At 71.7% G+C, this 13,655-nt stretch carries 14 protein-coding genes; 9 read left to right on the forward strand and 5 right to left on the reverse strand.

The annotated features are described in order from the left end of the window. Positions 1 to 15: 15 nt before the first annotated feature. From ACZ5DC_RS02165 to ACZ5DC_RS02180, 4 genes are all read right to left on the reverse strand, one after another. Positions 16 to 249, reverse strand: a complete 234-nt coding sequence (locus tag ACZ5DC_RS02165) for a hypothetical protein (RefSeq protein WP_468648487.1) — start codon at positions 247 to 249, stop codon at positions 16 to 18. Positions 250 to 714: 465 nt separating this feature from the next. Beyond that, entirely contained in the window at positions 715 to 2,178 is a 1,464-nt protein-coding gene (locus ACZ5DC_RS02170; protein ID WP_468648489.1) for a catalase, read from the reverse strand. A gap of 204 nt (positions 2,179 to 2,382) precedes the next feature. Then, positions 2,383 to 3,270 carry a 2-hydroxy-3-oxopropionate reductase gene (locus tag ACZ5DC_RS02175; RefSeq protein ID WP_468648491.1) on the reverse strand — a complete coding sequence of 296 codons (888 nt, stop codon included), beginning with the start codon at positions 3,268 to 3,270 and terminating at the stop codon, positions 2,383 to 2,385. A 27-nt stretch (positions 3,271 to 3,297) separates the two neighbouring features. Beyond that, entirely contained in the window at positions 3,298 to 4,146 is an 849-nt protein-coding gene (locus ACZ5DC_RS02180) for a TIM barrel protein (protein ID WP_468648493.1), read from the reverse strand. A 149-nt stretch (positions 4,147 to 4,295) separates the two neighbouring features. Here ACZ5DC_RS02180 and ACZ5DC_RS02185 point away from each other — a divergent pair, with 149 nt between their 5' ends. The 9 genes from ACZ5DC_RS02185 to ACZ5DC_RS02225 all read left to right on the forward strand — a co-directional run bounded on the left by ACZ5DC_RS02185 (position 4,296) and on the right by ACZ5DC_RS02225 (position 12,058). Beyond that, complete coding sequence (locus ACZ5DC_RS02185; RefSeq protein WP_366748036.1) at positions 4,296 to 4,571, forward strand: thiamine-binding protein; 276 nt, start codon at positions 4,296 to 4,298, stop codon at positions 4,569 to 4,571. Next, positions 4,568 to 4,930, forward strand: coding sequence for a helix-turn-helix domain-containing protein (locus tag ACZ5DC_RS02190; protein WP_468648495.1), 363 nt, complete (start codon positions 4,568 to 4,570; stop codon positions 4,928 to 4,930). Before ACZ5DC_RS02185 ends, ACZ5DC_RS02190 begins: the two co-directional genes overlap by 4 nt. 151 nt (positions 4,931 to 5,081) lie before the next feature. Further along, positions 5,082 to 5,594 carry a 2-oxo-4-hydroxy-4-carboxy-5-ureidoimidazoline decarboxylase gene (gene uraD, locus ACZ5DC_RS02195; protein WP_468648497.1) on the forward strand — a complete coding sequence of 171 codons (513 nt, stop codon included), beginning with the start codon at positions 5,082 to 5,084 and terminating at the stop codon, positions 5,592 to 5,594. A gap of 4 nt (positions 5,595 to 5,598) precedes the next feature. After that, a complete protein-coding gene (gene uraH, locus ACZ5DC_RS02200; protein ID WP_468648499.1) occupies positions 5,599 to 5,994 on the forward strand; it encodes a hydroxyisourate hydrolase in 396 nt (131 codons plus the stop codon). Between the two features lie 5 nt (positions 5,995 to 5,999). Continuing rightward, positions 6,000 to 6,923 (forward strand): factor-independent urate hydroxylase, encoded by a 924-nt coding sequence (gene pucL / locus ACZ5DC_RS02205; RefSeq protein ID WP_366748032.1) that lies wholly within the window; start codon positions 6,000 to 6,002, stop codon positions 6,921 to 6,923. Between the two features lie 64 nt (positions 6,924 to 6,987). Continuing rightward, on the forward strand, positions 6,988 to 8,400 hold the full coding sequence (locus ACZ5DC_RS02210; protein WP_468648501.1) for a nucleobase:cation symporter-2 family protein: 1,413 nt from the start codon (positions 6,988 to 6,990) through the stop codon (positions 8,398 to 8,400). A gap of 68 nt (positions 8,401 to 8,468) precedes the next feature. Then, positions 8,469 to 9,854 carry an 8-oxoguanine deaminase gene (locus ACZ5DC_RS02215; RefSeq protein ID WP_468648503.1) on the forward strand — a complete coding sequence of 462 codons (1,386 nt, stop codon included), beginning with the start codon at positions 8,469 to 8,471 and terminating at the stop codon, positions 9,852 to 9,854. A gap of 279 nt (positions 9,855 to 10,133) precedes the next feature. Continuing rightward, the gene (locus ACZ5DC_RS02220) at positions 10,134 to 11,501 is read left to right on the forward strand and encodes a nucleobase:cation symporter-2 family protein (RefSeq protein ID WP_468648505.1); all 1,368 of its coding nucleotides are present in this window, start codon (positions 10,134 to 10,136) and stop codon (positions 11,499 to 11,501) included. Positions 11,502 to 11,680: 179 nt separating this feature from the next. Next, positions 11,681 to 12,058, forward strand: a complete 378-nt coding sequence (locus tag ACZ5DC_RS02225) for a nuclear transport factor 2 family protein (protein ID WP_468648507.1) — start codon at positions 11,681 to 11,683, stop codon at positions 12,056 to 12,058. 144 nt (positions 12,059 to 12,202) lie between these two features. Here the strand turns inward: ACZ5DC_RS02225 and ACZ5DC_RS02230 are convergent, their stop codons facing one another. Then, positions 12,203 to 13,642, reverse strand: a complete 1,440-nt coding sequence (locus tag ACZ5DC_RS02230) for an MFS transporter (RefSeq protein ID WP_468648509.1) — start codon at positions 13,640 to 13,642, stop codon at positions 12,203 to 12,205. Positions 13,643 to 13,655 lie beyond the last annotated feature (13 nt).

Genomic DNA, 13,655 nt, shown 5'->3' on the forward strand with positions numbered 1-13,655 from the left:
CCGTACGCGCCGCCGTCACCACTCGTGCTCCGACAGCCCCGGCCAGTCGTCCGGGCCGCCGCCCTGCCATTCGATCAGGTCGCTCTGCTCCACCTCGATCCGGTCCAGATCGGCCAGCCGCAGGATCTCCACGACGTCGTCGAGATGCGAGGCGATCCCCAGCGTCACGTCCCCCTCGGTCACCCGCCGGGAACCGTCCAGCGCCGGGGGGTGGACCACGATGTGCGGGTCATGGGTCGGATTGGCCATGCCTTCAGCCTGCGGCGCGCGAAGCGGATCTGCACGCCGGGACGGTGTCCGCACCGCACGTCACCCGGGCCGAGGTGCTCACCTGCAAGGAGCTGCCGGACAACGCCGAACGCCCCCTCACCGGGGACATGACCCGGTGCCGGGAGCGCTTGGTGGCCGTCCGACGGCGCGAGGCTGGGCGCGACAGGTCGTTCGCGCCGCCGGACGGGGCGGGTGGGCCCCTCGGGAGGGGCCGGGCGGGACCGCGGTGGACGCGACGGAACCGGGGTCCCTTCCCTCTGGTCGAGAAGGGGACGCGGGTCCTTCACCACCGCACTGGCTCGCGGGCCGCCGCGGTCCTCGCCCTGCCCGCGCGCCGCGCCGGCGGCCATCCCTCATCGGGGCCGTCCGGCGTGCCGCGCGGGCCGCGTACGGAGATCATGACCTCCCGTCAGATCCCGTACGCAGCTTGCGGTTTCTCCCTGCTCAGTCCTCGCGCAGGGCGCGGACCGCTTCCTCCACGCGCTTGCCGTACCGGGGGTCGGCGGCGTGGAAGTGGGCCAGGTTCTTCTCGATCACGTCGTCGCGGGAGACCTGCGCGAGGCCGCCGGCGATGTTCGCGACCAGGCGGGACTTCTCCTCCGGCGACATCAGGCGGTACAGCTCGCCGGCCTGGAAGAAGTCGTCGTCCTTGGTGTGCAGGGGCGCCTCGTGGGTGCCCGTGTGGCCCGAGACGGCCAGCGGAGCCGACAGGGGGCGGCCGGTCTCGACCGGGCCGTCGTAGGAGTTCGGCTCGTAGTTCTTGGCGTGGCGGCCCTGCGCGTTGAGCGCCATGAAGCCGTCCCGGCCGTAGTTGCGCGCGCCGCCGGGAACCGCCTTCGGGGCGTTCACGGGCAGCAGGGTGTGGTTGACGCCGAGGCGGTAGCGGTGGGCGTCGGCGTAGGCGAACAGGCGGCCCTGGAGCATCTTGTCCGGGGACGGGCCGATGCCGGGCACGAAGTTGTTCGGGGAGAAAGCGGCCTGCTCCACCTCGGCGAACACGTTGTCCGGGTTGCGGTCGAGGACCAGGCGGCCCACCCGCTGGAGCGGGTAGTCCCCGTGCGGCCACACCTTGGTCAGGTCGAACGGGTTGAAGCGGTAGTCCGCCGCCTCGGCCGCCGGCATGATCTGCACGTACAGCGTCCAGGACGGGTGCACGCCCCGCTCGATCGCCTGGAGCAGGTCGGTCTGGTGGGAGGCGGGGTCCTTGCCGGCCAGCTCCTGCGCCTGCTCGGCGGACAGGCAGCGGATGCCCTGGTTCGTCTTGAAGTGGTACTTGACGAAGAAGGCCTCGCCCTCGGCGCTCGTCCACTGGTAGGTGTGCGAGCCGTAGCCGTTCATGTGCCGGTACGACGCCGGGATGCCGCGGTCGCCCATCAGCCAGGTCACCTGGTGCGTGGCCTCGGGGGAGTGCGCCCAGAAGTCCCAGACGTTGTCCGGCTCCTGGCGGCCCGTGAACGGGTCCCGCTTCTGCGAGTGGATGAAGTCGGGGAACTTGACCGGGTCCTTGACGAAGAACACCGGGGTGTTGTTGCCGACGAGGTCGTAGTTGCCCTCCTCGGTGTAGAACTTCACCGCGAAACCGCGCGGGTCGCGGACGGCGTCGGCGCCGCCGAGGGAGTCGGCCACGGTCGAGAAGCGCACGAACACCTCGGTGCGCTTGCCGATCTCGCCGAGGAAGGCGGCGTGGGTGTAGCCGGTGACGTCGTCCGTCACCTCGAAGTGGCCGTACGCGCCGGAGCCGCGGGCGTGCACCACACGCTCCGGGATCCGCTCGCGGTTGAAGCGCGCGAGCTTCTCCAGGAGATGCTGGTCCTGGATCAGGAGCGGGCCGCCGACGCCGGCGGAGGCGGAGTTCTGGTTGTCGGCGACCGGGGCGCCGGACTCGGTGGTGAGCACGCGCTGCGACATCGTGGACCTTCCATGCGGGTGTCAGCGGAAACCTGTTTCCGCTTCGTGGAGCCTAGAAGTGCGGCGATCTGAGCGTCAACAGTTTGTTGATCTGTTTCAGGGCCGCGGTGGAGCCGGGGGGAGGCGGTTCCGGGCCGCGGCGCCGCCTGGGCGCGACAGGACAGGTGTCGGCGGCGCCGCGGCCCGGAAGTCGGTGCGGGCCCGTCAGACCTGGGCGCCGGACAGGCGCTCCACGGCCCGCAGCAGCGCCGAGTGGTCCAGCCCGCCGTCGCCCTGGGCGCGCAGCGACGCGACCAGCTGGGCGACCACGGCGCCGACCGGCAGGGCCGCGCCGACGGCGCGGGCGGCGTCGGTGACGATGCCCATGTCCTTGTGGTGCAGGTCGATGCGGAAGCCCGGCTGGAAGTCGCGGTTCAGGAAGTTGTCCTTCTTGCGCGTCAGTACGGTCGAGCCGGCGAGGCCGCCGCCCAGCACGTCCAGCGCGGCCCTCAGGTCCACGCCCGACTTCTCCAGGAAGACCACGGCCTCCGCGCACGCCTGGATGTTGACGGCGACGATCAGCTGGTTGGCCGCCTTCACGGTCTGGCCCGAGCCGTGCGGACCGCACAGCACGATGGTCTTGCCGAGTGCCTCGAAGACCGGCCTGGCCTCGTCGAAGTCGGGCTGCTCGCCGCCGACCATGATCGACAGTACGGCCTCGACGGCACCGGCCTCGCCGCCGGAGACGGGCGCGTCCAGGACGCGGACGCCCTTCTCCTTCGCGTTCCTCGCGAGGTCGACGGAGGTCTGCGGGGTGATGGAGGACATGTCGATCAGCAGGGCGCCCTGCCGGGCGTTCTCCAGGATGCCGTCCGGGCCGTAGGCGATCGCCTCGACCTGAGGCGAGGCGGGCACCATCGTGATCACCACGTCGGCGTCCCGGACGGCCTCGGCGATGGAGGCGGCGGCCGTGCCGCCGGCGGCGGCCAGCCGGTCCAGCTTCTCCCGCTCCAGGGTGTAGCCGGTGACGTCGTAACCCGCCTTGATCAGGTTCTCGGACATGGGGGAGCCCATGATGCCGAGGCCGATCCAGGCGATCTTGGGAAGACTCATCGGGGGTGCCTTTCTCAGTGCGTGTGGTCAGCGGGCCGCGCGGGGCAGCCAGTCGAAGGCCTCGGCGCTCGGGCGGTCGCCCGGCTTGTACTCCAGGCCGGCCCAGCCGTCGTAACCGGCCTTCCTCAGCCGGCCGAGGAGGTCCTCCAGGGGCAGCGAGCCCGTGCCGGGGGCGCCGCGGCCCGGGTTGTCGGCGATCTGCACGTGCCCGGTCCTCGCGGCGTACCGGTCGATGACCGACGGCAGGTCCTCGCCGTTCATGGACAGGTGGTACAGGTCCATCAGGAACTTCGCGTTCCCGAGGCCCGTCGCCTCGTTGACCTTGTCCACGACCTCGATGGCGGCGGGGGCGCTCACCAGCGGGTACAGCGGCGACTCGGGCTTGTTGAGGGCCTCGATCAGCAGGATCGCGCCGATCCGGTCGGCCGCGCGGGCCGCGAGGGCCAGGTTCTCCAGGGCGAGGGCGTCCTGCTCGGCCGGGGCCACGCCCTCGACGCGGTTGCCGTAGAGGGCGTTGAGCGCCGTGCAGCCGAGGGAGGCCGCGAAGTCGGCGGCGACGTCGACGTTGGCGCGGAACCTCTCGGACTCCTCGCCGGGGACCGACAGGGCGCCGCGGTCGGGGCCCGGCAGCCGGCCGGCGTAGAAGTTCAGGCCCGTGAGCCGGACTCCCGCGTCCTCGACCGCCTTCTTCAGGGCGTCCAGTTCGGACCGGGCGGGGGTGGGGGAGTCGGTCCAGGGCCACCACAGCTCGACCGCGGAGAAGCCCGCCGCGGCGGCGGCCGCGGGGCGCTCCAGGAGCGGGAGTTCCGTGAAGAGGATCGACAGGTTGACGTTGAAGCGGTGGTCCGCGGCGGTGCTCCACTCGAAACCCGGCATTCGGGCCGCGCTCCCTTCCGTGGGTCGAGTTTCCGTATTACGGAAGTTTGTTTCTGCTTAATGGAACACTGCCGTCGGGTGTCGGAGCTTGTCAAGGGGGGCCGGCCGCCGGGCGCCCGAAAAGCCGCGCCGGGCGTTAGGTTGAGCGCGTGCGATTGAGAGTGGAGTTCACGACCGAACCCTTCGACCTGGACGAGGCGCCCGCGCACGCCCTGGTGGCGCGGGAGGTCATCGAGACGGCCGGGCTGGACGCCGTCGACGTCGGCCCGTTCGGCAACACGGCCGAGGGCGGCGCCGACCGCGTGCTCACCGCGGTGGACGCGCTGCTGCGCAAGGCTCTGGAGGCCGGCGCCACCCGTGTCTCGCTCCAGGTCAACGTGATCGACGGCGTGAACGGCGACGGGGCCGCGGAGCGCGGCAGATGACCGGGGACGAGTCGTTCATCGCGGCCGTGAAGCCCCTGGTCGACGCCATGGGCGGGGAGATGCTGCCGCCCGACGAGGCCGGCCCCGAGGACGTCGTGCTCGCCTGGGAGGGCGTCGACGTCGTCGCCGTGCGCCTGCCCCAGCTCGCCGACTCCCTGGACCACATCCTCGCCGCGATGGAGCGCAGACAGGGCCGGCCGCTGGCCGATCTGGACCGCAAGGCCAAGCAGGAACTGGTGCGCAGCCTGGAGGCGCGCGGCGCGTTCGCCGTGCGGCACGGCGTGGAGACCGTGGCCGGCGCGCTCGGCGTCAGCCGGTTCACGGTCTACAACTACCTCAACCGGGAGAAGGGTTCCTGACCGGGCCGGAAGCGGGGCCCGACGTGCCGTGAGGGCGTGTCCCCGCTTGTTACGCGGAATTTTCAACAAAGTGTTGACGGGATGTTTCCGAGGGCGTTAGCTATCGGCAGCCCGATCAGCACGACGGCCCATCGTGGCCACGGAGGCTCCCGTGACGTCGACTTCCACGCCCCCGGGCCTGGCCCGGTTCAACGATCTGGAGGAGCGCGCGGCCCTCGCCGCCCTCCACGAGGCGTGCGCTTCCACCGAGTGGGCCCGGCGACTGCTCGCCGCCCGCCCCTACGCCACCCCGGAGGACCTCTACGCCGCCAGCGACGCCGCCACGGCCGAGCTGACCACGGCGGACCTCAAGGAGGCGATGGCCGGGCACCCGCCGATCGGCCGCCCCAGGCCCGGCGACCCGGCCTCCGCCCGCGAGCAGCGCGGCATGGCCGGCGCCTCCGACGAGCTCAAGGCGGAGATGCTCGAACTGAACCTGGCCTACCAGGAGAAGTTCGGCCACGTCTTCCTCGTCTGCGCCACCGGCCGGACCGGCGAGCAGATGCGGGACGCGGTCAAGGAGCGGATCGGGAACGCGCCGGAGCGGGAGCGGGAGATCGTCCGCACCGAGCTGGGCAAGATCAACCGCATCCGACTGGCCCGACTCGTCGAAGAGGACGCCTGACACCATGAGCACCAGCACCACCGCCTCCGTGTCCACGCACATCCTGGACACCTCGATCGGCCGCCCCGCCGGGGGCGTCGCCGTCCGCCTCTTCGCCCGCGGCGGCCAGGGAGGGGACTGGCAGGCACTCGGCGGCTCCGCGACCGACGCCGACGGCCGGTGCAAGGACCTGCCGGCGCTGCCGGAGGGGACCACCCACGTACGGCTCGACTGCGAGGTGGAGCCGTACTTCGCGAAGAAGCAAGCCGATGCGCAGCAGGACGCCCCCGCGAACCGGGACAGCGGGCCGGCGGTGTTCTTCCCGGAGGTGGCGATCACGTTCGCCGTCGTACCGGGCGAGCACTACCACGTACCGCTGCTGCTCAACCCGTTCGGCTACTCCGTTTACCGAGGGAGCTAGCTCACATGCCGACCATCCTGGGACAGAACCAGTACGGCAAGGCCGAGAACCGAGTCGTCAAGATCACGCGGGACGGCGCCACCCACCACATCAAGGACCTCAACGTCTCGGTCGCGCTGAGCGGCGACATGGAGGAGGTCCACTACTCCGGCTCCAACGCCAACGTCCTGCCGACCGACACCACCAAGAACACGGTGTTCGCGTTCGCCAAGGAGTACGGCATCGAGTCCGCCGAGCAGTTCGGCATCCACCTCGCCCGGCACTTCGTCACCAGCCAGGAGCCCATCCACCGGGCCCGCATCCGCATCGAGGAGTACGCCTGGGAGCGGATCGAGACCTCCGACGCCAACAGCAGGTTCATCGGCGCCGACGAGGTCAAGCACTCCTTCGTCCGCAAGGGCCAGGAGACCCGCCTCACCCAGATCACCTACGACGGCGAGCGGTGGGAGGTCGTCTCCGGCCTGAAGGACCTGGTCGTGATGAACTCGACCAACTCCGAGTTCTGGGGCTACGTCAAGGACAGGTACACCACCCTCCCGGAGGCGTACGACCGCATCCTGGCCACCCAGGTCTCCGGCCGCTGGCGGTTCAACTGGACCGACGACGAGCAGAAGATGCCCAACTGGGAGAAGTCCTACGAGCAGACGAAGAAGCACATGCTCCAGGCCTTCGCCGAGACGTACTCCCTCTCCCTCCAGCAGACGCTGTACCAGATGGGCGCGCGCATCATCAACAACCGCGGCGAGATCGACGAGGTCCGCTTCTCGCTGCCGAACAAGCACCACTTCCTGGTGGACCTGGAGCCGTTCGGGCTCAAGAACGACAACGAGGTCTACTTCGCCGCCGACCGCCCCTACGGCCTCATCGAGGCCACCGTCCTGCGGGACGGCTGTGAGGCCCGTATCCCGGTCGACATGACCAACCTCTGACGCGGGACGCGTGCCCCCGGCCCCGCCACCCGGGCCGGGGGCCCGCCACACCGGAGGGAACGAAATGGCACAGCCTGCGAAGGGGCCCGCCACAGCCCCCTGTTCCACCCCGCCGGAGCACACCGAGGACGCCGTCACGTCCGTGCACCCGGTGGACGAGAAACTCCACCTCTCGCGGCTCGTCCCCGCCGCGCTCCAGCACATCGCCGCCATGTACGCGGGCGTTGTCACTCCTCCGCTCATCATCGGCCAGGCCTGCGGACTCGACATCGCGGCCCGCACCCGGCTGATCGCCGCGAGCCTGCTCATCGCGGGCGTCGCGACCGTCCTGCAGACCCTCGGCGTCAAGGGCCTCGTCGGCAACCGGCTGCCCTTCGTCAACGCCGCCTCCTCCGCCGGCATCGCCCCGATCCTCGCGATCGCCGAGACCACCACCAAGGGCCACCAACTCCCCGCGATCTACGGCGCGGTGATGGTCGCCGGCGCCTTCTGCCTGGCCCTCGGCCCGTTCTTCGGCCGGCTGCTCCGCTTCTTCCCGCCCCTGGTCACCGGCGTCGTCATCACCCTGATCGGCGTCACGCTGATGCCCGTACCGGTCGGCTGGGCGCAGGGCGGCGACAGGACCGCCGCCGACTTCGGCTCCCTGCGGCACCTCGCGCTCGCCGGGTTCACCCTCGCCGTCATCCTGTTCATCCAGCGCTTCGGCAAGGGCTTCGTCAAACAGGTCGCGCTGCTGTTCGGGCTGCTCGTCGGCACCCTCGCCGCGATCCCCTTCGGCATGGCCGACTTCAGCGGCCTTCAGTCCGCGCCCGTCGCCGCGCTGCCCACGCCGTTCGCCTTCGGCGCCCCCGAGTTCCAGCCCGCGGCCATCCTCTCCCTGTGCATCGTGATGCTGGTCCTGATGACCGAGTCCAGCGCCGGCATGCTCGCCCTCGGCGAGATCTGCGACCGCCGTGCCGATGCGCGGACCATCACCCGCGGACTGCGCACCGACGGCATCGCCACGCTGCTCGGCCCCGTCTTCGGCGGCTTCCCCACCTCCGCCTTCGCCCAGAACGTCGGCGTCGTCTCCCTCACCCGGGTGCGCAGCCGGTACGTCGTCGCCGTCGCCGGCGCCGCCCTGCTGGTCCTCGGCGCCTTCCCGGTCCTCGGCGCGGTCGTCTCCCTCGTCCCCATGCCGGTCCTCGGCGGCGCGGGCATCGTCCTCTTCGGCTCGATCGCCGTCAGCGGCATCCGTACGCTGGCCGAGGCGGGCCTGGACGACAGCTCCAACATCATCCTGGTGGCCGTGGCCCTCGGCGCCGGCATCATCCCGCTGGCCGCGCCGACCTTCTACGCCGGCTTCCCGGCCTGGGCGCAGACCGTGCTCGGCTCCGGCATCAGCGCCGGGGCGCTCGTCGCGGTCCTGCTCAACCTGTTCTTCCACCACCTCGGCACCCGGAACGGGCAACCGGCTCCGGCACTCAAATCCTCCTAGGGTCCTGCCGTGCCCTCCCCGCGGACCCCTCCCGTCCACGGGCCGCCACCGAAAGACAAGGAAGCACGATGGCATCACCGGCAGCCGAGCGCATCGTCATCGAGAACTGCGCCGTCGCGACCGTGGACGCGGGCGGCACCGAACACGCCTCGGGACACCTCGTCCTGGCGGGCAACCGCATCGAGTCGGTCGGCGCGGGCAAGGCCCCCGAGGGCCTGGAGAACGTGGTGCGCCGGATCGACGCGACCGGCCACCTGGCCACGCCCGGTCTGGTCAACACCCACCACCACTTCTACCAGTGGATCACCCGGGGCCTGGCCACCGACCACAACCTGTTCGACTGGCTGGTCGCGCTCTACCCCACCTGGGCGCGCATCGACGAGCGGATGACGTACGCCGCCGCGCAGGGATCGCTCGCCATGATGGCCCGCGGCGGTGTCACCACCGCCATGGACCACCACTACGTCTACCCGCGCGGCTCCGGCGACCTGTCCGGCTCGATCATCCGGGCCGCCGCCGAGACGGGCGTCCGCTTCACGCTGGCCCGCGGCTCGATGGACCGCGGCGAGAAGGACGGCGGACTGCCCCCGGACTTCGCCGTCGAGACGCTGGAGGGCGCCCTCGCCGCCACCGAGGAGACCGTCCGCACGCACCACGACGCGTCCTTCGACGCGATGACCCAGGTGGCGGTCGCGCCGTGCTCGCCGTTCTCCGTCTCGACCGACCTCATGCGCCACGCCGCCGAACTGGCCCGCCGTCTCGGCGTACGGCTGCACACCCACGGCTCGGAGACGGTGGAGGAGGAGAAGTTCTGCCACGAGCTGTTCGGCATGGGCCCCACCGACTACTTCGAGTCCACCGGCTGGCTCGGCGCGGACGTGTGGATGGCGCACTGCGTCCACATGACCGACTCCGACATCGCCGCGTTCGCCCGCACGAAGACCGGCGTCGCCCACTGCCCGTCCTCCAACGCCCGCCTCGCGGCCGGCATCGCCCGCGTCCCCGACATGCTCGAGGCGGGCGTCCCGGTCGGCCTCGGCGTCGACGGCACCGCCTCCAACGAGTCCGGCGAACTCCACACCGAACTGCGCAACGCGCTCCTGATCAACCGTCTCGGCGCCCACCGCGAGGCCGCCCTGAGCGCCCGGCAGGCGCTGCGGCTCGGCACCCACGGCGGGGCCCAGGTGCTCGGCCGGGCGGAGCAGATCGGCTCGCTGGAGCCCGGCAAGCTCGCCGACCTGGTGCTGTGGAAGATGGACACGCTCGCCCACGCCTCCATCGCCGACCCGGTGACCGCGCTGGTCTTCGGCGCCGCGGCCCCGGTCACCGCGTCCTTCGTGAACGGCCGGCAGATCGTCGAGAACGGCCGCCTGCTCACCGTGGACGAGGACGCCATCGCCGTCTCCACCCGCACGGAGGCCCAGCGCCTGGCCCGTATCACCGCGCGGGCCTGACCGGCCCGGGCCCGCACAGACTCCGGCCGGGAGGGACGGCTCCCGGCCGGGACCCGTGGATTCCGAGCGGGGTCCACGGCAGCCGTCCCCGGGGCACGTGCGTGCACCCGCCCCGGGGACGGCCACCTCCACACCGCTCGCCCCCGCTCACGCGCCACCCCCGTCAGGTCCCTCCCCCGGTTCTCGGCTTCGCCCGAACAGGGAGGTGCCCATGCCCATCCGCACCACCTCCATGAAACCCACGTCGGCGACGACGTGTTACCCGCCCGGAGGACCGCCGTGGCCGACCATCCCGTAGACGAGAAACTCCCCGCCCTGAAAATGGCGACCAGTGGCCTGCAGCACGTGGCCGCCATGTACGCCGGAGTCGTCGCCCCACCGCTCATCGTCGGCGCGGCCATCGGCCTGAGCGCGACCGACCTGACCTTCCTCACCGGTGCCTGCCTGTTCACCGCGGGCCTCGCCACCTTCCTCCAGACGCTCGGCTTCTGGAAGATCGGCGCCCGGCTGCCCTTCGTCAACGGCGTCACCTTCGCCGGTGTCGCCCCCATGACCGCGATCGTCGCCTCCACCGAGGACAAGTCCGACGCCCTGCCGGTCATCTTCGGCGCGGTCATCGTCGCCGGACTCCTCGGCTTCCTCGCCGCGCCCGTCTTCTGCAAGGCGGTCCGCTTCTTCCCGCCGGTCGTCACCGGCTCCGTCATCACCCTGATCGGCGTGTCCCTGCTGCCGGTCGCGTTCGGCTGGGCCCAGGGCCCGGACCCCCGGGCGCACGACTACGGTTCCACGACCTACCTCACCCTCGCCGGCGTCACCCTGCTCATCGTCCTGCTGCTGCGCCGCTTCACCCGCGGCTTCGTCAAGCAGATCGCCGTGCTGCTCGGCCTGATCGTGGGCACGCTCGTCGCGATACCGTTCGGCGTCACGGACTTCGGCCCCGTCGCCCACGCCGACGTGGTCGGCTTCCCCACCCCGTTCCACTTCGGCGCCCCGCGGTTCCAGCTCGCCGCGATCCTCTCGCTGTGCGTGGTGATGGTGGTCTCGATGACCGAGTCGACCGCCGACATGCTGGCGCTCGGCGAGATCGTGGAGCGTCCCGCGGACGAGAGGACCATCGCGGCCGGCCTGCGCGCCGACACCCTCGGCTCCGCGATCAGCCCGCTGTTCAACGGCTTCATGTGCAGCGCCTTCGCCCAGAACATCGGCCTGGTCGCCATGACGAGGATCCGCAGCCGGTACGTCGTCGCGACCGGCGGCGGCTTCCTGGTCCTGATGGGCCTGTGCCCGATGGCCGCCTCGCTCATCGCGGTCGTACCCCGCCCGGTCCTCGGCGGGGCCGGTGTCGTCCTGTTCGGCTCGGTTGCCGCGAGCGGCATCCAGACCCTGGTCCGGGCCGGTCTCGACCGGGACAACAACGTCCTGATCGTGGCCGTGTCCCTCGCGGTCGGCATCATCCCGATCACCGCGCCGGAGTTCTACCACGCGTTCCCCGAAACCGCGAAGATCGTTCTGGACTCGGGCATCTCCACGGGCTGCGTCACCGCCGTGGTGCTCAACCTCCTCTTCAACCACCTCGGCAAGGGCCGCGAGGCCCAGGACGTCACCCACCCCATGGAGTCCGGCCAGGAGATCGCCGCCGCGCACTGAGACCGGCGGCCGGGACCCGACCGGCCGGGGGACACGACGGCGACGCCGCGGCCCCCGGCCGCTTCATGAGGCCGGCCGGCGTTCCGGGCGACGTCTGGTGCGGTGACCGGGACGGTTCACCGTGATCGGAAGGCGGCTCGCGGGACGAGCGCACGCGGAACGGCTGGTATTACTGGGGCATGCAGGAAGAGATTGCACGCTCCGCGATCGACACGTTCATCTCCGCGTTCAACGCCTCGGACGACAGCTATGTGACTGCCCTGCTCTCCCAGGCTGTGACCTCAGACGTGGTCTTCTGGGGGCCGTTGGGCCGCAGCGAAGGCATCGCGGCGGTCGAGCGGTTCGTGCTGGACATCCGGAGCCACCCGGCGGGGACCGGCACGATGGTGCGCTGCTCGGCGGTGGACATGCCCGACGAGTGGGCCCGGTACCAATGGGTCTTCACCACGCCGGACGGAGGTCCCCGCCTGGCGGGAACGGACGTCGTCCATCTGCGGCGGAGCCTCATCGACCAGGTCATCGTCTTCGCGGGGGAGATCGAGCCGTTCGCCTCCTGAGCCGCCCTTCTGCCGCTGTCCTTCTCCTGAACCGGCCCCCTTGCGTGGGGCGGTGAGTACGTCGGGGTGGCGGGAGTCGGCCAGGACCCACGGCCTGCCGCCCCGGCCCGGGTCGGGCACGGCCCGCCCCGTCCTCGCCCGGCGTCAGGCGCGGCGCTCGCGCAGGAGCAGGGCCGCCAGGGCCAGGGCCGTCGCCGCGGTGCCCGTGGCCACGGTGAACGCCAGCCGGTAGCCCCCGGCGGTCGCGGGCAGCAGGGGCGTGCCGTCGGCGAGCAGGCCCCCGGTGCGGGCGGCCGCGAGCGTCGTCAGGACGGCCAGGCCCAGCGAACCGCCCACCACCTGCGTGGTGTTGAACAGCCCGGAGGCGAGTCCCGCGTCCTCCGCCCGGGCGCCCGACATCGCCAGCCCGGTGAGCGCCGGCATGGCCGCCGCGAACCCGGCGGACAGCAGCAGCATCGCCGGCAGCACATCGGTGGCGTAGGAGCCGCCGGCGGGCACCCGGCCCAGCAGGGCCATGCCCGCCGTGATGAGCGCCAGGCCGGTCAGCAGCACCCGGTAGCCGCCGAACCGGGCCACGGTCCGCGCCGACAGCCCCAGCATCAGCACACCGATCGTGACCGGAGCCGGCAGGAACGCGGTGCCGGTGGCGAGCGCGCCGTACCCCAGCACCCGTTGCAGATACAGCGCGCCGATGAACTGGAAGCCGTACATCGTGGCGATCATCAGCACCTGGACCGCGTTGGCGCCGGTCAGCAGCCGGGAGCGGAACAGCCGCAGCCGCAGCAGCGGGCGCGCGGCCCGGGCCTGGCGCACGGTGAACGCCGCGAACAGGGCGACGGCGAGGGCGGCCGGCAGCAGGGTGACGGTGGTGGAGCGGTCGCCCGCGCCGACGATCACGTACACCGTCAGCATCAGTGCGCCGGTGACCAGGGCCGCACCCGGGTAGTCGGCGCCCCGGCCGAGCCCGGCGCCGGGTTCCGGGGCGAGCACCCGCACCGCGGCCAGCCACGCGGCGACGCCGATCGGCAGGTTGATCAGGAAGATCCAGTGCCAGCCCAGCGCCTCGGTCAGGGCGCCGCCGAGGAAGGTGCCGAGGGCGCCGCCCGCCGCGCCGACCGCGCTGAACGCCGCGATGGCACGGGCCCGTTCGCGTGGCTCGGGGAAGAGTGCCACCAGCATCCCGAGGACCACCGCCGAGGCCATCGCCCCGCCCGCGCCCTGCACCGCACGCGCCGCGATCAGCATGCCCTGCCCGGTCGCCGTCCCGCACAGCACCGACGCCAGCGTGAACACCGCGAGCCCCGCCGTGAACATCCGCTTGCGGCCCACGAGGTCGCCGAGCCGTCCCGCCAGCAGGAGCAGTCCGCCGAAGGCGATCAGATAGGCGTTGACGACCCAGGCCAGCCCCGGCCCGCTGAAGCCGAGGTCGCTCTGGACGGCCGGCATCGCCACCGTGACGATGTTGCCGTCCAGTACCGTCATCAGCGTGCCCGCGCACAGCACGGCGAGGGAGGCCCAGCGGGAGTACCGTGCTCCCGGAGCCACCGCCGCCGGTGACGGACCGTTCTCGATCATGGCCGACATCGTGTGCCGCCTC

The sequence above is a fragment of the Streptomyces sp. NPDC031445 genome (assembly GCF_055581365.1).